We start from the raw sequence: 17,348 nt of genomic DNA on the forward strand, positions 1-17,348 counted from the left end.
TTACTCTCCTTACCAATTAAACATTTTGACATACCAAGGTATTTTTGAGGGTTTTGGCTTTGCTTCTTCATCAAGGCTAATATCGATTCTGTCTTGATATTTTTGCATAGCTTCTTGTTTTTTTTGCTTTTTATATACATTAATGATTCCGCGATTAAGTTCGTTTTGCCCAAGCACAAAGCGCATTTGCATAGTCTGGACAAATGGCGCATAGCGACTTGTAGGATATTTATCCAAAAAATCATCAAAATCACTCAAACTCGAAGAAAAAAACTCTTGATCTTTGCTGAAGTTTTTGAGCCCATAATAGCGACTTTGAAGCTTTAGATAAGTGACATAATCACTATTGCTAAAATTTGCAAAACGTTTCAAATATTCATCAAAATAAAATTCAGCAAGCACATATTCTTCTTTCCTCATATGAGCCTGCCCAAGAATTAGCATCGCTTCGGGCAAAAGAGGAGAATTAATATGCTCGCTTTGCAATGAGGCATAATAATTATCCGCGCCTTCTAAATTCCCCATTTTGATCTCTTTGATGATATTTTGATACCAATAAAAAGCGGGTTTATTAAATTCATTATCTGTTTTTTTATCGCAAGAAATCAGCACAAAAGCAAGTGCAATAACAACGATGTATTTTTTACATTTCAAGCCAAAATCCTTGTAAAAACTAAAGCGTTTATTATAACCCAAAAAGGATTAATGGAAAGAATGAAGTTGTGTTTGTGTGCTTGTGTTTTGAGTCGATAGAGATTGATATGAAATCCATAGAAAATATAGCATTAAATTTTAATATGGAATTGTTTTTGCTTCTTTGGCATTAGTTATTATCAATTTATGTAAGGGATTCACAATGATGCGCTCACTTTATACCGCAACAACAGGAATGCTAGGACAGCAACTCCAAATCGATACAACTTCAAATAACATTGCCAATGTCAATACCACAGGCTACAAAAAACAACGAGCAGAATTTAATGATTTGTTTTATCAAACGCTCCAATACGCAGGAAGTGCGACAAGCGAGACGACTCTATCGCCAACAGGCATTGAAGTGGGGCTTGGTGTGCGACCCGGTGCTATCCAAAAAATGTTTTCTCAAGGAAGTCCAAAAGAGACTGAAAATAACCTTGATGTCGCAATTGAAGGCAAGGGATTTTTTCAAATCCAACTTCCAGATGGCACGATTGCGTATTCAAGAGATGGTGGATTTAAGCTTGATGATGCTGGTAATCTCGTCAATGCGCAAGGCTATTTGCTACAACCTCAAATCACGATTCCACAAGATGCAACCCAAATCAACATAGGCACTGACGGGACGGTAAGCGTCGTGCAGGCTAATAATGGCGCAAGCAATGTTTTAGGACAAATTGAGATAGCAAATTTTATCAATCCTGCAGGCTTGCATTCATTAGGAGATAATCTCTTTATCAATACCAATGCTTCAGGCGATCCAATCGTAGGCATTCCAAGCACAGAAGGTTTGGGCGCACTAAGGCAGGGATTTTTGGAGCTAAGCAATGTCAAGCTTGTAGAGGAGATGACTGATCTTATCACAGGGCAAAGAGCCTATGAGGCAAATTCTAAAACCATTCAAACAGCAGATGCAATGCTTCAAACCGTGAATTCACTCAAACGTTAAGCATCAAAATAGATTCTCAACAAATCAAATAATGCTATAATGCCGAGTTTGAATTTAAAAGTGTAAGGAAATACATGCGGATTATCCATTTGACAAGCATAGATTCTGGTGGTGCTGGGCGAGCGTGCTTACGGCTTCATCAGGCACTTTTAGATTCTGGGGTGGATTCTATTGTTTTGACAGGGGAGAAGAGTTGTGATATTCCAAATGTAAGGCGCGTCGCACAAACCAAATTCCAAAAATTTATGCAAAAAGTTATCCGCCCACATTTAAGCACTCTTCCGCTTATGCTTTATCCTAAACGACATAAAGATATTTTTTCACCAAATCTGCCGTTTTTTACGCCAAGAAATCGTGCTCTTGTTGATATGGTAAATGCCCTCAAGCCTGACATTGTGCATTTACATTGGATTCAAAATGGATTTATAAATACAAAAGATCTAGAATCTATCAAAGCCCCGATGATTTGGAGCTTACATGATGCCAACCCCTATACAGGCGGCTGCCACATAGTGGCAGCCGCCTGTATAGGGGTTGGCACTCATTGTAAATTTTGTCCGCTTTTGCAATCTCATTGCCGATTTGACATTAGCTTTTTTACTTTTAGGCGCAAAATGCGCACCTACAAAAAACTTACAAATCTCACGATAAATGGATTATCTCGCTGGATCGCACAATGCGCCAAAGATTCTGCACTCTTTAAAGACAAACCAATCATCAATCTACCAAATCCAATCAACACCCAAACATACGCCCCCATAGAAAAGCACATAGCCCGCACACTACTTCATCTCACACAGCCCAAAAAACTCATCGCATTTGGAGCCATAGGTGGCACAAGCATAGATCGCAAAGGCTTCAAAGAGCTTACAATCGCTCTGCAATGCCTTGATGACTCGCTCAAAGCTAAATGCGAGCTTGTCGTATTTGGTGCAAGGTATGACAAAGCATCACAAACAGAATCTAAAAAAGAATCCATAGAAGGTATCACCACACATTTTGTCGGGCATTTAAATGATGATATTGCACTTAGTCTGCTTTATAGCGCAGCTGATGTAATGGTCGTGCCAAGCCATTTCGAATCTTTTGGACAAACCGCGCTTGAATCTCTATGCTGTGGCACTCCTGTGGTAAGCTTTGATACAAGCGGGCTTAAAGACATTGTGCGGCACAAACACAACGGCTATCTCGCGCAATGCTATGAGCCTAAAGATCTAGCTAGCGGAATTGAGTGGGTTTTGAATCTAGATTCTAGTGCGTATGAAACTCTAAGCCATAACGCACGCCAAAGTGCAATAGAAAATTTTAACTCCAAAAAAGTTGCCTCACAATACATACAAACATATAAAAACCTCTTGGGGGGGGGGCTAACAAAGCCTTAGCCAAACTCTTCATACTCCAAACGCTCCACTTTCAAAATAAAAAACTCATCGGCTTTGGTGCTATCGGTGGCACTAGCGTTGAGCGCAAAGGCTTCAAAGAGCTTACAATCGCTCTGCAATGCCTTGATGACTCGCTCAAAGCCAAATGTGAAATCATCATCTTTGGTGGCTATACAGAACCGCTTGATACTATCACTACGCACAATCTTGGCTTTATCCACGATGATAACACACTCTCTCTTGCTTATAATGCGTGTGATGTGTTTGTTACCCCTTCGCTTGCAGAGAATCTAAGCAATGCAATTATGGAATCTTTAAGTTGCGGAACACCTGTAGTTGGGTTTGATATAGGCGGTAATGCCGATATGATTACTCACAAATACAATGGCTATCTTGCCACTCAAGGCGATAGTTTAGATCTAGCTAGCGGAATTGAGTGGGTTTTGAATCTAGATTCTAGTGCATACACCACGCTCTCTTTGCACGCGCGCCAAAGTGCAATAGAAAATTTTAGCTCCAAAAAAGTTGCTATGCAATACATACAAGCATATAAGAAAATATATAAATCTCAAATGGGGGGGGGGCATAGACAATACCTTATCATTCTCTATACCCGATCTTTCTCCTCATCTCTAAATAACCACCACAATAATCGCCCACACGATTATTTGCATTACATCAATAATCAAATCTTAGGCAGTCATCAATGCGTAGCCTAAAATCCCTAAAAATTCTTTATTCTCATGATATTTTCTCAACCCAATTTGTAGGCGGAATCTCACGATATATCTTTGAGCTATACATTCGCAACAAAAACGCCAAAATCCCAATCATTTATAGCGAAAATCTCTATCTCCACAAATTCACCAAAAAATCGCATTTCAAAGGCAAAAACAGGCTCATTTGGAATCTAAATGAATATTTTGAGCGATTTTTGCTAAAAAGTGGCAGATTTGATATGTATCATCTTAGCTATTATAAGCACTTCAAAAAGCCTAAAGATACTCTTGTCGTGGTGAGTGTGTATGATATGATTCATGAGATTTATGCCTCATCGTATTTCAAACACGACACCAAAACTTCTGCGCTCAAAGCAAAAAACTGCGCTCAAGCTGATGGAATCATTGCGATTTCTCACCAAACCAAAAAAGATCTCGTTAAGATTTTAAAAATCCCCCCTGAAAAAATCAAAGTCATTTATCTTGGACACAGCCTCACAAAAAAGCAAATCCGCCTAAATACACCAGAATCTTACATTCTGTTTGTAGGCAATAGAGGAGGCTATAAAAATTTTGATACCTTTGTCTATGCAATGCAACACATTATCAAGCAATACCCGCATATAAAAGCCCTGTGCGTGGGGGCGGATTTTAGCAAAAAAGAATTAGCACTCCTAAATTCCCTCAACCTAGAATCCCATTTTATCAGCTATGCAGCCAAAGATGATGAGCTTTATAGCCTCTATGCAGGCGCGATTTGCTTTGTGTTTCCTTCATTTTATGAAGGATTTGGGATTCCGATTCTAGAATCTTTTTTTGCCAAATGCCCTACAATCCTAAGCGATATAGCAGTTTTTAGAGAAATCGCCACTGATTGCGCGCTATATTTTGAGCCACACAAAGCACAAGATCTAGCTTTTCAAATAGAGCAAATCCTCCAAAACCCGCAATTAGCCCGCTCTCTTACCGCTCATGCAAGCAAGCGACTAGAGGATTTTTCTTGGGAGAAAACCTATCAGCAAACAATGGAGTTTTATCAAGAAATCGCGATAAATCATAAAATGCGAAATCGCGTGGATTCTGTGGATTCTATGGATTTTGTAGGTTCTATGGATTCTAGCACGGATTTGAGCCTAGATTCTACCATGGATTCCACAAAATCCAGCGCACACACAAAAAATCTCACCCAAAGCCAAACGCACATTTTAGCCCACGCACAAACCAAACCACAGGAGCAAGGCATGAAAAAAGCACTCATTATTGGCGCAGGCGGACAAGATGGATATTTTTTGATGAAATTATTACTACAAAAGAGCTATGAAGTGCATATCATCGTGCGCCATTTACCATATTTTCGTGATATTACTTTCGTGCATTATGATGATTTATATTTTACAAATCCAGCGCACAAAGTGATTTACCACTATGGCGACATCACAGATTCTAGCTCGATTGTAGAAATCCTGCAAAAAACAAAACCCCATGAAATCTATAATCTAGCCGGCATCTCAAATGTCAAAAAATCCTTTTCTATGCCTCAAAATACCGCGGATTCTATCGCGCTTGGCACTTTGCGGATATTAGAGACAATCCGAAGCATAGGAATTGATACTAGATTCTACAATGCCGCAAGCTCTGAAATATTTGGCAATGCCAAAGGAGCGCAAAACGAACTCACACCATTTGATCCCAAATCACCCTATGCCATAGCCAAACTTTATGCGCTCTATATGGTGCGACATTATCGTGAAGCATATAAAATCTTTGCTGTCAATGGAATTTTATTTAACCACGAATCGCCTTTGCGTAGCGATGAATTTGTAAGCAAAAAAATAGTCAAAGCAGCAGTGCAAATCGCAAATGGAACGCAAGAAAAGCTCTATCTTGGAAATCTAGATTCTAGACGCGATTTTGGCTATGCAAAAGATTATGTTGAGTGTATGTATCTTATGTTGCAGCACAGCACACCTGAAGACTTTGTCATCGCCACTGGAGAGCAGCATAGCATTAAAGAAATTTGTGAGATTGCGTTTGCAAAAGTTGGCATTGAGCTAGAATGGTTTGGTAGCGGAATCAACCAAAAAGGCAGAGATAAACACACAAAAAAAATCTTAATCGAGGTTAATCCAAATTATTTTCGTCCGCTTGATATTGCAAGCAGTATCGGCGATAGCCAAAAAGCCCAAAAACTACTCGGCTGGAATCCAAAAAATACAAGCTTTGAAGAACTTATAGAAATTATGATAAATGCTCAAAAGCAAGAAATATCAAATGGGGGGGGGGCTAAGAAAAAATTAAGCCAAGCAAATCCAACCCTCAAACAGAATCCAAAGACAATAAAACCCCAAACGCAAATTCTCTATGTATCTTTTTCTATCTCTAACGCGCATTTAGCCAAATACAGCGCGCTAGAATCCTTTGATTTTCATAGATTTTCGCATAATTTTTGCCTGCCAACTTTGCATTTGCACCACTCTAGCTCGCTTAAATTGCACAGATTACACGATTTGTGCGATTTCAAGGCAGCAGCATGAAGCCATCATCTCTATCACATCACATCAAGCGTGCAATAAAGCCATTTGCAAAATCCACATTTGCAATCCTTACAAAGCTTTTTGTCCGCCCTATTCCACCATCTAAACTGCTGATTATCCGCACAGATGCGATTGGGGATTATTTATTATTTCGCCCATTTTTATCAAGCATAAGAGAAACATACCCAAACTATCACATCACACTTCTTGGCAATGCCAGCTATCGCGACCTTGCGCTATGCTTTGATAGAGAATCTATCGATACATTTTTGTGGTTTAAGCCAAAAAGCTTTAGCAGAAATATTATGTATCGGATTTGCTTTCTTTACAAGCTCAAAAAAATGCGCTTTACACTATGCCTTAATCCTATGTATTCTCGAGATATTGCAACCTCTATACTCATCTCTTATGTCAATGCACCAAACAAAATCGCTCCACTTGGGGATTGTGTGAATTCTACCCCAGCCCAAAAAACATATTTTGATAGATTCTACACACAGCTCACACCTTGCGCACCACAAGTAATGTTTGAATTCTATCGCAATATGGAATTTTTCACACATGCTATCAATCTCCAAACCCAGCCAAGCCCTTATATCAATGCTTCTACCCTGCCAAGTCTTTCATCTTGCTTTGTAGATTCTGCACCGCTTCATGCCAAATCATATAGCGTGCTTTTTATCGGAGCAAGTGCAGCATATCGCAAATGGAGTATAGAGCATTTCGCCAAAATCGGCTCATATCTTGCCACGCATTATCATCAGCATATTATTATCTGCGGAGGCATAGAAGACAGAGCAAATGCCTCGCATCTTCAATCACTCATCACAAACAATACACAATCACATAATACCAAACCCCAAATCCTCAATCTCGCAGGAAAAACGAGCCTAACGCAGTTAGGCTCGCTCGTGTATAACGGCAACTACCTAATAAGTAATGAAACAGGTTGCGCGCATTTAGGCACTCTCTTAGACACGACGATAGTTATCGTCGTGTCTAACGGCAACCACCTAGGCAGATTTATCCCTTACCCCAAAAGGCTAAGTGATAAATACTACCCGGTGTTTCACCGTTTTATCGAAGACAACTTCGATAAATACGAGCAATTAAGCAATGCCTTTGCCTACAAAAGCAATCTTGATATAAACGAAATCAAACCAGAATCTATCATCTCTATCATAGATTCTACATCTCAATTTTTACATAAGGAGCAAATATGAATACAAAAGAGCATTCACAAGAATATTTCAGCGCAAGAGGCGTAAGCGAAGAGCTTTATATAGATGTGCCATTACCGGCATATTTTAAAGAGGTTTTAGACGGCTTAGAAGCAAATGCTAGAATTTTAGATTTTGGTTGTGGGTTTGGGCAAACACTCAACGCAATACAATCTCTTGATACAAAAAAATCTCAAAGCTACAAAAGCTCTAAAAACAATGAAAATAGCGCAATGGGGGGGGGGGCAGAGACAAACCAAAGCAATCCTACACAAAAAATAGATTCTGGATATTATTTATGCGGGATAGATATTAATATGCGTGCGATTGAATATGTCAAATCATTAGGGATAGACGCGTTGTGTATTGAGGATATTTTGAGTTTTAAGCCCAAAGAAAAATTTGATCTCATCATCACCACGCATTGCTTAGAGCATTTACCAAAGCAAAACATTATCTCCACGCTTCAGCACTTTAGAGAGCATATCCTCAAAAAAAATGGTAAAATTTTTGTCGCTGTGCCAAATGCCCAAAGTGCCACTGGCTGCTACTGGGCGTATGAGGATTTCACGCATAATACGCTATTTACAGCAGGAAGTTTGATTTATGTGCTGAAAATGGCTGGATTTAGTGATGTGAAAATCATCGACAAAGACGCGTTGGCTGGAAGTCGTGGTATCAAAAAATTCATCAAAAAAGCCCTTTTGAGCCTTTATATCCTCAAGACAAAAATATGGAATAAAGCCACAAATAGCGCATTTCATGCTCCAAGCCCACAAGTCTTTAGCTACGAAGTTAAGGCAATCGCGTTTGCATAGAATCCAAAAACATAAAAAGGAGAATTCATGAAACTTATCCGCACTCTCAAAACAAAACTCAAAAACACTCTAACTTACAACATAGAATCTAAACTCGACACGTTTGCTATGTGTAATGCCAAAATCATCTCACATCAACATCTTGAACGATATAAACAAATCATATTACACACTTCTAATACCTCTAATATTCCTTTGGGGGGGGGGGCAAAGTCAAGCACTAGTGCAATTAGCACAATGTGATTTGCAAGATTTTGAATTTCGCGTATTTAGTCAAAATGGAGAAGATGGAATGATAGATTTTTTGGTAGAAATACTAGGGTTAGATTCTAGTGCTTGCTTATATCCTCATGCTTTTGTGGAGTTTGGCGTGCAAAACTACACAGAATCTAACACTCGATTTTTACTCAAAAAACGCAATTGGCAAGGATTGGTTATGGACGGATCGCAAGAATATATACATTTTATCCAGCAAGATGAGATTTATTGGAGACACGATTTAGAGGCAAAATGTGCGTTTATCACGCGCGAAAATATCAATACCCTAATCCAGCAATGGCTTGAGAGCAGAAAGCTTGAGAATGTCGCGCTTTTAAGCATTGATATTGATGGTGTGGATTATTTTGTATGGGAGGCGATTACTTGTATCACACCTGCGATTGTAGTGATTGAATTTAATGCTCTTTTTGGAGATGAAAAACACATAAGCGTGCCATATCGTGAGGATTTTGATAGATTTAAGGCGCATTATAGTGGGTTATACTTTGGTGCAAGTATAAATGCCCTCATCACTTTAGGCAAAACAAAAGGATATAACTTTGTCGGGGCAGATTCTAGCGGGACAAATTTATTTTTCGTCCATAAAAGCCTAGAATCCAAAACCGCCCTTCTCAAAACAAAACCCCTCAAAAGCTATTGCAATCAGCACAATGCAAGACAATCTCGCGACACACAAGGTCGTCTTAATTTCATAAGCGGAGAGGATCGCCAAAGGCTTATCCAAAATCTTCCACTTTATACTACTTATAAGGAGTCATAATGAACATTTACAAAAAAATATTTATAGGGCTATTATATGTCCTATTGGGGGGGGGATATACTATAACGCCGCGCACCCATTGCAAATCGATGATGTATGGATGTTTTTTAATATCCTCAATCAAGAGCCCGTTCCTAATGGTTATTTTCCGCATATTGGGAGATTTTATCCGCTTGGGTTTTTGGATCTTAATTTTCTTAGGCAGTTTTCTCAAAGCCCAAAATTATTTTTCTTTGTAAATGCTCTAGATCTTTTCTTTATGGCATTTATCGCTTACAAGCTTGTGTTATACATTTGGGGAGCAGAATCTAAATCCACATTTCTAGCACTTCTTATCGTCTTTGTAGTTGTGTTTTTGAATGTTGGCTTTATTATGATTATCACAGGTATTTGCTATCCTGAACGTATGCAAATGATATTTTTAAGTATTTTTGCACTCTCGCTCTATATGACACAGAAAAATCCACATAGATTCTGGTTTGTTGTGTGCTTTTTGAGTGGAGCTATTAGCCTTTTTTACAAAGAGACAGATTTTATTTTTATCGGTGGATTTGGAGCTTTATATCTTGTCTTAAAGTTACTACAAGCAAAATTACACCACCAAAAATCTACTTTCTTAGAATTTATCCGCTCAAACCCAACGCATATCCTAGCCTTAGCACTTTTTGTATCAGCGATTTGTTTTGTAGGAATTTATGTAAGTTTTATCATTCCGCAGATACAGATAAGCAATCCATTTGATCAAAAAACAGCAAATGGATTTTTGATTGTAATAAAAGATATAGCCAACACTTTTTTAAATCATCCATTTGTATTTGTGTATCTCTCTTGTATTGTGATTGTGCGATTGGTGGATTTTTGCAAAAATAAAACCCTCTATCCACTCTATGATGCGTTACTTCTAGGCGCGCTTGGAGTTGGGTTTGGCTATTTTGTGCTGAGATTTTTTTGGGCATATTATTTTACGCCTTGCTATATTATGGGCTTACTTCCAGCGTTGTTTTTTACCAAAATCTACTTCAAACCCCTCAAGCCAATCTTGATTTTGACGCTCATTTTGCATTGTGCTATCAATCTTCCGCTTTCACTTAGCACCTACACCAAAACTAAAATGCTTCCGCCACATTACGCAAAAGCTATGGAGTTTATGGCGCAATACACGCACACTCACGATAAACCAAATATATTTTTACTCGGGCAAAACCGCGATCCAGATGGACTTATGCTTTATGGATTTGTAAAGGATTTTTTGCACTATTATGGCGCAAAAGATTTTGATTTGCAAACAAGCAAAGCAAACCCCTCTACTGCATATACTACAAACTTAGATTCTCCTTTGAGTATCTTTAACTCCAATGAAGTAGCAACGCCCAAAAAGGGGGATTTGCTTTATCTTGATAATTTGACCAAAGATTTTGTAGATGAGCGATACCTTAATGACCTCAATACGCGCTATAAGCTTATTTTTGAGAGTCAGTTTTTTGGCGTGTATAATCTCAATTTCAAAGCGATTTTGAAATATATATTCAAAGAATCACAAACTTATCGCTCATATCTATCTGTGCCAAGAGTGTCTGAAAATATCTTTGGTGCGCCGTTGTTTGTGAGGGTTTATGAAGTGCAGTAGCTAGATTCTAGAATCTTAGCATAGAATCTAATCTAGCAAGCTATGCCAAAATCCTACAATAATAGCAATTAGAGGATAGCAATTAGAGCGAAATTACCGCTTTGCCACATTCAACGTCGCTGGGGCTTGCGTTGTTGGCATCATCTCGATACGATTGATATTGATATGCGCGGGCAGATGCGCGACAAAGCACACAACTTCGGCAATATCTTCAGGAAGCAGGGGTGTTGTGCCCTCATACACACTATCTGCCCTCGCACAATCGCCCTTAAATCGCACAAGGCTAAACTCACTTCCTCCGCTAAGACCCGGCTCAATATTGCTTACGCGAATGTTTTTATCATACAAATCTGCGCGCAAATTAAGGCTAAATTGTTTCACAAATGCCTTTGTCGCCCCATAAACCGTGCTTCCAGGATATGGATAACTCCCGGCAATAGAGCCGATATTAATGATATGCCCGCTATTTTGGGCGATCATTATCGGAAGCACAAAATGGCTCAAAGACACCAAAGCAAGGACATTAACCTCAATCATTCTCTCCCAATCCGCAATATCGCACTCATTTGCTGGTGCAAGCCCTAATGCCAATCCCGCGTTATTAATCAGCACATCAATGCCCCAACCACGAGAATCAAGCACTTCTTGAATTTTTGTCTCAAGCATTTGGCTTTGCGTAACATCACAAGCAATAATCGCGCAAGATTCCGCCCCTAGCTCATCTTGCAATGCAAGCAACTTATCCTCGCGCCTCGCAATCGCTATGATTTTATCGCCCATTTTGGCAAATTTCCTCGCACACGCAAGCCCAAAACCAACACTTGCTCCTGTAATGATTATAACCATGATTCAACTCCTTATAAAATTAATTCTAGATTCTATATTATTTTTTTGTCATTGCGAAGCCCTTTAGGGCTGTGGCAATCTATTTTGACTAGATTCCTTCGTCCTATCGTCCTCGCAATGACAAACCTGCCCCCTCAATTGCGAGCAAAATTTTCAAATTTTGCGTGGCAATCCATAAGAATCCACTTTTGATTTTTAGATTCTAGAATCTATGCAAATACAAAGGGGTGTAAAGAAATCCTCTATTTTTAGGCAGATTTTGGGATTGTGTAGAAATTTTTAGGCAAGCAAAAACACAAAAAAGTGTAACATTAAGTGTTCATTGTAGGCTAAAAATTCAAACTCCCTGAAATATGCTAAAAAGAGAGGATTTAGCTCTCATGAAAATAAAAAATCTAAATTCTAGCTTTTATCCCAACCTTTGGCACAACCTCCACCCTTCCCTGCGCTACCAATGCACTTAACGCGCGCTTGAAGGCTTTTTTGCTCATATGCAATGTAGCAAAAATAGATTCTGGACTGCTATCATAATGCAATGCAAGAATCTCGCCCCCTATTTCATTCTTTGTTTCACGTTCTAATTCTATTTTTTTACTCACTTTTTTGCCCATTGTATTTGGATTCTGGTTTGTGTTTTTGCGTGCTACGCCAAGCAAATCCATAATTTTTTGCGCGTCATTTGCGACATTACTTGCGCTTTGGAGATGGATATCTATTTTGCCATCATCGCGCACCTTATGCACAAATCCGATAGATTCTATACCGATTTGAAGCGCATTTTTCTCATACACAAGCCCCAAAAATTTCCCCTCTACAACGCAAGAGACGCCAAGATTACTACGCGCAAAAGGCAAAATACGCACCCTTTTTGGATAGAAGTTTTTAAAAGTGCAGGGTTTGAGAATCTCTTTGATTCCAAGCTTTGCGATGAGTCTGCCACTTTTATCTTGCGTGATATGCACGACAGCTAGAGAATCTATCTGATAATGTTTTGGATTTTTGGTCGGCATAAAAATATCCTTATCCAATCCCAAATCCAAAAAACACCCCATAGCCTCTTGCTTAACCACCCTCAAAGCTACAATCTCGCCAAGCAACGCCTTTGGCTTTTGGGTTGTCGCCACAAGCCTATCAAGAGAATCTGTATAGATAAACACCTCAATCATCTCGCCGAGATGCATTTGAGGATTGAGGAATTTTTGAGGCAATAACACTTCTTTATACTCTTTTTCGCCGACAAAGCAAGACTCTTCATTATGTGGATTATGTGGATCGCACAAATACGCACCATTTTGCGTGAAGCGCGCGATTTGCAAAGTATTCAAACAGCCAATACGCATTATTGCAACAACTCTTTAACCATAGCAGAGATTCTGCGTCCATCAGCTACATCGCGCAGTTGTGTTGTTTGCGCCATAACTTTTCCCATATCTTTTTGGCTTGTTGCACCTAATTCTTGAATGATCTTACAAATACGTTCTCGCAATTCATCATCGCTTAATTGCTTTGGAAGATAAGTTGAGATAATCTCCATTTCTTGTTTTTCTTTGGCAAGTAAATCCTCTCGATTTGCCTGCTGATAAGCAATAGCGGCGTCCTCTCGTTGTTTGTAGGCGGTTTTTAGAATCTTTATGATTTTTGTATCATCAAGCACTTCTCTTGTATCGACCTCAACCTGCTTGATTGCGGCATTAAGCATTCGTATCGTATCGCGCAAAAATGTATTTTGTGCTTTCATCGCTTCCTTGAGATCGGCTTGTAATTTTTCTTTGATTTGACTCATGATTGCTCCTTTTTGGTATGGAATAAACTTTGCTTTATTATATCAAAACAAGCTCAAAATAACCTCAATGGTAAAGAAAGGGACAAGATGAAAAAAGCTTTTTTGATGTTTGGCATTACAAGTCTAATGAGTGTAAGTCTGATGTTTGGGGCGGATATACAAATGAATTTTAATCCGCCTGATTATGTAGAGGAAATGCCAAGCAAAGAGTTTTTGCCTACGCCACAGCAAGCAGGAAGTTTATTTGGGCAAGGCGAGCGTCCGTTATTTGCAGATAGGCGAGCGATGCGCCCAAATGATCTTATCACAATCCTCATTGATGAAACCTCAAACGCAAGCCTGCAAAGCTCCAAAAACTACACCCAAACAAGCGATGGCAATGTCAATCCACCCACGCTGACATTTAATGGCGAAAACGAAAACAACAAAAAAATAGCCCAAGAGCTCAATGATTCAATTAATTACTCACTTATCAAATCAAATGACAACTCCAACTTCAAAGGAAGCGGGCAGCAATCTCGCAATGATACTTTGAGATTTTCTATCACCGCGCGAATCCTCAAGGTTATGGAAAATGGCAATTATTTTGTATATGGGCATAATGAAATGCTTATGGATGGCGAAAAGCGTTTGGTTACTATTAGTGGCGTGATACGACCTTATGACATACAGCGAGATAATACAATCTCATCAAAATACATCTCTGACTCCAAAATAGCCTATACGAGTTTGGGGGCAATCGGCGCGACAAACCACAAAAAAGAAGCAGCGGAAGCGATTGAGAGAGAGTATCCGTTTTAGATTCTAGAGCACAAAACCCAAAGGATACTCAATGAATATCTGCATAATCCCAGCCCGCAGCGGTAGCAAACGTATCCCGCACAAAAATATCAAGCAATTCTGTGGCAAGCCAATCATTTCTTATTCTATCCAAAACGCCATAGAATCTAAAATCTTTGATCATATCATCGTCAGCACTGATGATGCAAAAATCGCCACAATCGCCCAAAAATATGGCGCGCAAACACCATTTTTGCGCCCAAAAGAACTCAGCAACGATCTTTGCGCCACACTTCCTGTGATCGCGCATGCTATCACAGCACTTAAACTTAGCCAAGATGATCTCAAATCCTGCTTTGTGTGCTGTCTTTATCCTACCGCACCGCTTATAGATTCTACGCATATCACGCAAGCCTATACCCATCTCACCCAAAATCCAAACAAAGAATATGTATTCTATGCGACAAAGCTTGAAAAATCGCCATTGCGAGCATTCACGCTTGATACGCACAATGCACCTCATCTTTTGTTTTCGCAATTTGAGCAATCGCGCTCGCAAGATTTAGATTCTGTGTTTGTCGATGCGGGTGTGCTTTATTTTGGCAAAGCAAGCGCGTTTTTGGCACAAAAGCTGATTTTTCATACCCACTCTATGGCGCTAATCCTAGAATCTAGCCTTGCTCAAGACATTGATACGCCACTTGATTGGCAAATCGCCAAAGCCAAATACCGCGCAAAGCTCAAACATAACGCCACATCTCATACCACACACAAAATCACAAAAGACAAAGCGCAATGATTGGTGTTTTTACAGAATGGGGCAAAAGCGTTGGCGGAGGACATATCAGCCGATGTGAGCGATTGCTTGAGGTTTTAGATTCTCAAGAGTTTTGGATTTATAATAATCAAACACACATAAGCACATCATATATGCCAAAAAATTCCTCCTCTATAAATTGGCTCAATAAACAAACTTTTACACATTTAATCAAAAAATGCTCGCACATCATCATTGATAGTTATTTGCTTGATGATAGCTCTTTTTATGAGATTGTTTTAGGGGCGCAAGACAATAAAGATAATAAAGCGCAAAAAAAGCTCTTGATTCTTGATGATTATTTCCGCACTTATCCCAAAGACGCATTTGTGCTTAATGGCGCACTCAACGCACAAAATAAAATAAATAATCAAGATAATAATATAAAAAATAATCCTGCCAAAGCACACAACCAAAACACCAAAACACACGCCAAATCCACACAATCCATAAAATCTGCCCCACTCAAGCGATTTTTTGGCGCGGAGTTTAATCTCGCAAACCAAATCTTTAAGCAACCTCGCATTACACGCGATAGAATCCAAAATGTTTTTGTGATGTTTGGCGCAAGCGATAAGGACAATCTCACGCAACAAGTTTTACACGCCCTAGAATCTAGCCCGCTTTTTTGCGATAACAAAATATGCCTACATATTATATTAGGTGCTTTTAATGCCAACCACCCACAAACAACACTTCCACACAGAATCTACCGCAATATAGCACCCAAAGAGCTTTGTGAGATTATGACTTTGTGTGATATTGCTATTTGTGCGGGCGGGCAGAGCTTATATGAGCTTGCACTCAATGCCCTTCCTACGATTATTTTTATCGTAGCGCAGAATCAACTTTTTCAAGCCAATGCCTTTAGTCAATACGGAATGAAAATCTCAACCTTGCGACATCTCACCACAGATATAAATTTAAATAGTAAGCAAAGAAAACACTGCTCCAAGCTCCTTGAATCAATCCCCATTGGCACGCAAACATATCGTATCAAAGAGCATTTCATGCTATAATCCACAACCAAACCACAAAGAGCAAAGAAGGAGCAAAAATGGCATTATGTAGCTTTTGCAAAAAAATCAAATTCAGATCAAGCGATATTTTTTTTATGATTATTATGTGTATCGCGCTTTATTTTGTGTATCAGCACCAAATAAATGCACTCAAACAAAAAAGCCAAGATGATCTCAAAGCTTTTCACAAACTCCAAAAAGAATGTATGATGGGCGATGATAAGGCATGCCAAAAAGTTCGCTAAACTTAAAAACTACAAGTTACAACACAATAAAAATTTTGTATAATAAATGCTATTTTTCAAAGGAGTTTGTATGAGTAATAGAAGTAAAAAAACGCACATATTAATGATCGGGCTTATCGGATTATCGCTTAGTGGCTGCCTTGCATCACAAAATGAACCAACAAAAGCCAAAGTCGTAACCCAAGAGCTTCAATGCCCAAATGTTACTGATTTGGTATTAGGCAAGCCACAAACCAATGAGCTTAATCTTGATGCAAGAGAGATTCTCACGCTTGCAATTCATAATATCAACGCCACATGTGAGATTCTGCCTCCGCAAAGCACAATCGAAGTGGGTTATGAGGATTCATTAGGATCAGATGTGAAAGAAGCGACTTTCACCGCGCAAGAGACCAAAACCGCAAAAGTTACTATATTATTTCATCTCACCTCACCCACACGCGAGCAGCAATCAAGCGGAAGCGCGACTTTGCAAATCACTGATAAAAAATTCCTAGAGCTTGGAAAAGTAATCACCATATCCAAAGAAGACAAGCAGATTCTCATCAAAAAAGCATTTGAAGCATCGTGGGAAGAGCTTATGAAGCCATTTAAAGAACCAAAGCCAGAATCTAAAACCACACAAGAAGCACAAGAAACACAGCAAAATGGAGAAGCCAAAGAATGAAGCTAAAACAATCAAAACTCACGCTCTATGCTATGATAACTCTCATCATAAGCTCTTTATTTCTTGGTGGTTGCTACAAAAAGCCAAAAGCGCAAGGAAGCTTCAGAGCCACAGAATGCAAAACCATTTGTGATTCTAATCAATGCCAGACAAAATGTTTGAGTGCTGATGGAACTTTTAAATGATGAAACATTTAAATAAAAAGCA

At 39.1% G+C, this 17,348-nt stretch carries 20 protein-coding genes; 15 read left to right on the forward strand and 5 right to left on the reverse strand.

The genetic code is table 11. The annotated features are described in order from the left end of the window. Window positions 1-9: 9 nt before the first annotated feature. Window positions 10-654 carry an outer membrane protein assembly factor BamD gene (locus tag DY109_RS09645; RefSeq protein WP_023948167.1) on the reverse strand — a complete coding sequence of 215 codons (645 nt, stop codon included), beginning with the start codon at window positions 652-654 and terminating at the stop codon, window positions 10-12. A 202-nt stretch (window positions 655-856) separates the two neighbouring features. Here DY109_RS09645 and flgG point away from each other — a divergent pair, with 202 nt between their 5' ends. Together flgG and DY109_RS12135 are read left to right on the forward strand one after the other, a co-directional pair. Then, entirely contained in the window at window positions 857-1,645 is a 789-nt protein-coding gene (gene flgG / locus DY109_RS09650) for a flagellar basal-body rod protein FlgG (protein ID WP_023948165.1), read from the forward strand. A gap of 74 nt (window positions 1,646-1,719) precedes the next feature. Next, on the forward strand, window positions 1,720-3,027 hold the full coding sequence (locus DY109_RS12135) for a glycosyltransferase (protein ID WP_023948163.1): 1,308 nt from the start codon (window positions 1,720-1,722) through the stop codon (window positions 3,025-3,027). Here DY109_RS12135 and DY109_RS12140 read toward each other — a convergent pair. After that, entirely contained in the window at window positions 3,024-3,230 is a 207-nt protein-coding gene (locus tag DY109_RS12140; RefSeq protein ID WP_235148557.1) for a hypothetical protein, read from the reverse strand. The genes DY109_RS12135 and DY109_RS12140 overlap by 4 nt on opposite strands. On the opposite strand from DY109_RS12140, the gene DY109_RS12145 reads away from it, so the two are divergent. The 7 genes from DY109_RS12145 to DY109_RS09685 all read left to right on the forward strand — a co-directional run bounded on the left by DY109_RS12145 (window position 3,141) and on the right by DY109_RS09685 (window position 10,984). Then, window positions 3,141-3,746 carry a glycosyltransferase gene (locus tag DY109_RS12145; RefSeq protein ID WP_235148561.1) on the forward strand — a complete coding sequence of 202 codons (606 nt, stop codon included), beginning with the start codon at window positions 3,141-3,143 and terminating at the stop codon, window positions 3,744-3,746. The two genes, DY109_RS12140 and DY109_RS12145, sit on opposite strands and share 90 nt — an antisense overlap. Further along, window positions 3,734-6,280, forward strand: a complete 2,547-nt coding sequence (locus DY109_RS09660; protein ID WP_112058876.1) for a GDP-mannose 4,6-dehydratase — start codon at window positions 3,734-3,736, stop codon at window positions 6,278-6,280. The genes DY109_RS12145 and DY109_RS09660 overlap by 13 nt, the downstream gene beginning before the upstream one ends. After that, window positions 6,277-7,503 carry a glycosyltransferase family 9 protein gene (locus DY109_RS09665; RefSeq protein WP_112058877.1) on the forward strand — a complete coding sequence of 409 codons (1,227 nt, stop codon included), beginning with the start codon at window positions 6,277-6,279 and terminating at the stop codon, window positions 7,501-7,503. The genes DY109_RS09660 and DY109_RS09665 overlap by 4 nt, the downstream gene beginning before the upstream one ends. Next, the gene (locus DY109_RS09670; protein ID WP_115737856.1) at window positions 7,500-8,318 is read left to right on the forward strand and encodes a class I SAM-dependent methyltransferase; all 819 of its coding nucleotides are present in this window, start codon (window positions 7,500-7,502) and stop codon (window positions 8,316-8,318) included. Before DY109_RS09665 ends, DY109_RS09670 begins: the two co-directional genes overlap by 4 nt. A 27-nt stretch (window positions 8,319-8,345) precedes the next feature. Continuing rightward, the gene (locus DY109_RS09675; protein WP_114997530.1) at window positions 8,346-8,561 is read left to right on the forward strand and encodes a hypothetical protein; all 216 of its coding nucleotides are present in this window, start codon (window positions 8,346-8,348) and stop codon (window positions 8,559-8,561) included. Continuing rightward, window positions 8,542-9,357 (forward strand): hypothetical protein, encoded by an 816-nt coding sequence (locus tag DY109_RS09680; RefSeq protein ID WP_114997532.1) that lies wholly within the window; start codon window positions 8,542-8,544, stop codon window positions 9,355-9,357. Before DY109_RS09675 ends, DY109_RS09680 begins: the two co-directional genes overlap by 20 nt. 79 nt (window positions 9,358-9,436) lie before the next feature. Beyond that, window positions 9,437-10,984 carry a hypothetical protein gene (locus DY109_RS09685; RefSeq protein ID WP_147291190.1) on the forward strand — a complete coding sequence of 516 codons (1,548 nt, stop codon included), beginning with the start codon at window positions 9,437-9,439 and terminating at the stop codon, window positions 10,982-10,984. Window positions 10,985-11,077: 93 nt separating this feature from the next. Here the strand turns inward: DY109_RS09685 and DY109_RS09690 are convergent, their stop codons facing one another. The 3 genes from DY109_RS09690 to DY109_RS09700 form a co-directional block, all read right to left on the reverse strand. Then, window positions 11,078-11,830, reverse strand: coding sequence for an SDR family NAD(P)-dependent oxidoreductase (locus tag DY109_RS09690; RefSeq protein WP_023948148.1), 753 nt, complete (start codon window positions 11,828-11,830; stop codon window positions 11,078-11,080). A 395-nt stretch (window positions 11,831-12,225) separates the two neighbouring features. Further along, on the reverse strand, window positions 12,226-13,170 hold the full coding sequence (locus DY109_RS09695; protein WP_051404634.1) for a S1-like domain-containing RNA-binding protein: 945 nt from the start codon (window positions 13,168-13,170) through the stop codon (window positions 12,226-12,228). Beyond that, complete coding sequence (locus DY109_RS09700; RefSeq protein ID WP_023948146.1) at window positions 13,170-13,613, reverse strand: GatB/YqeY domain-containing protein; 444 nt, start codon at window positions 13,611-13,613, stop codon at window positions 13,170-13,172. Before DY109_RS09700 ends, DY109_RS09695 begins: the two co-directional genes overlap by 1 nt. An 87-nt stretch (window positions 13,614-13,700) precedes the next feature. Between DY109_RS09700 and flgH the strand changes: the two genes are divergently transcribed. The 6 genes from flgH (at window position 13,701) to DY109_RS09730 (ending at window position 17,326) form a co-directional block, all read left to right on the forward strand. Continuing rightward, the gene (gene flgH / locus DY109_RS09705) at window positions 13,701-14,414 is read left to right on the forward strand and encodes a flagellar basal body L-ring protein FlgH (protein ID WP_034549645.1); all 714 of its coding nucleotides are present in this window, start codon (window positions 13,701-13,703) and stop codon (window positions 14,412-14,414) included. A gap of 31 nt (window positions 14,415-14,445) precedes the next feature. Then, the gene (pseF, locus tag DY109_RS09710) at window positions 14,446-15,192 is read left to right on the forward strand and encodes a pseudaminic acid cytidylyltransferase (protein ID WP_023948144.1); all 747 of its coding nucleotides are present in this window, start codon (window positions 14,446-14,448) and stop codon (window positions 15,190-15,192) included. Beyond that, window positions 15,189-16,229 carry a glycosyl transferase gene (locus DY109_RS09715; protein ID WP_023948143.1) on the forward strand — a complete coding sequence of 347 codons (1,041 nt, stop codon included), beginning with the start codon at window positions 15,189-15,191 and terminating at the stop codon, window positions 16,227-16,229. Before pseF ends, DY109_RS09715 begins: the two co-directional genes overlap by 4 nt. 38 nt (window positions 16,230-16,267) lie before the next feature. After that, window positions 16,268-16,474 carry a hypothetical protein gene (locus tag DY109_RS09720; RefSeq protein ID WP_023948141.1) on the forward strand — a complete coding sequence of 69 codons (207 nt, stop codon included), beginning with the start codon at window positions 16,268-16,270 and terminating at the stop codon, window positions 16,472-16,474. A 70-nt stretch (window positions 16,475-16,544) separates the two neighbouring features. Beyond that, window positions 16,545-17,141 carry a hypothetical protein gene (locus DY109_RS09725; protein ID WP_023948140.1) on the forward strand — a complete coding sequence of 199 codons (597 nt, stop codon included), beginning with the start codon at window positions 16,545-16,547 and terminating at the stop codon, window positions 17,139-17,141. Continuing rightward, window positions 17,138-17,326, forward strand: coding sequence for a hypothetical protein (locus DY109_RS09730; protein WP_023948137.1), 189 nt, complete (start codon window positions 17,138-17,140; stop codon window positions 17,324-17,326). Before DY109_RS09725 ends, DY109_RS09730 begins: the two co-directional genes overlap by 4 nt. Window positions 17,327-17,348: the final 22 nt, after the last annotated feature.

The organism is Helicobacter fennelliae (assembly GCF_900451005.1).
GTDB classification, from domain to species: domain Bacteria; phylum Campylobacterota; class Campylobacteria; order Campylobacterales; family Helicobacteraceae; genus Helicobacter_B; species Helicobacter_B fennelliae.

Coding starts and splice junctions, on each gene's coding strand:
- DY109_RS09695 (WP_051404634.1), bottom strand. CDS start 13,170: ATGCGTATTGGCTGTTTGAATACTTTGCAAATCGCGCGCTTCACGCAA.
- DY109_RS09725 (WP_023948140.1), top strand. CDS start 16,545: ATGAGTAATAGAAGTAAAAAAACGCACATATTAATGATCGGGCTTATC.
- pseF (WP_023948144.1), top strand. CDS start 14,446: ATGAATATCTGCATAATCCCAGCCCGCAGCGGTAGCAAACGTATCCCG.
- DY109_RS09730 (WP_023948137.1), top strand. CDS start 17,138: ATGAAGCTAAAACAATCAAAACTCACGCTCTATGCTATGATAACTCTC.
- DY109_RS09720 (WP_023948141.1), top strand. CDS start 16,268: ATGGCATTATGTAGCTTTTGCAAAAAAATCAAATTCAGATCAAGCGAT.
- DY109_RS09690 (WP_023948148.1), bottom strand. CDS start 11,830: ATGGTTATAATCATTACAGGAGCAAGTGTTGGTTTTGGGCTTGCGTGT.
- DY109_RS12135 (WP_023948163.1), top strand. CDS start 1,720: ATGCGGATTATCCATTTGACAAGCATAGATTCTGGTGGTGCTGGGCGA.
- flgG (WP_023948165.1), top strand. CDS start 857: ATGATGCGCTCACTTTATACCGCAACAACAGGAATGCTAGGACAGCAA.
- DY109_RS09665 (WP_112058877.1), top strand. CDS start 6,277: ATGAAGCCATCATCTCTATCACATCACATCAAGCGTGCAATAAAGCCA.
- DY109_RS09660 (WP_112058876.1), top strand. CDS start 3,734: ATGCGTAGCCTAAAATCCCTAAAAATTCTTTATTCTCATGATATTTTC.
- flgH (WP_034549645.1), top strand. CDS start 13,701: ATGAAAAAAGCTTTTTTGATGTTTGGCATTACAAGTCTAATGAGTGTA.
- DY109_RS09670 (WP_115737856.1), top strand. CDS start 7,500: ATGAATACAAAAGAGCATTCACAAGAATATTTCAGCGCAAGAGGCGTA.
- DY109_RS09675 (WP_114997530.1), top strand. CDS start 8,346: ATGAAACTTATCCGCACTCTCAAAACAAAACTCAAAAACACTCTAACT.
- DY109_RS09715 (WP_023948143.1), top strand. CDS start 15,189: ATGATTGGTGTTTTTACAGAATGGGGCAAAAGCGTTGGCGGAGGACAT.
- DY109_RS09700 (WP_023948146.1), bottom strand. CDS start 13,613: ATGAGTCAAATCAAAGAAAAATTACAAGCCGATCTCAAGGAAGCGATG.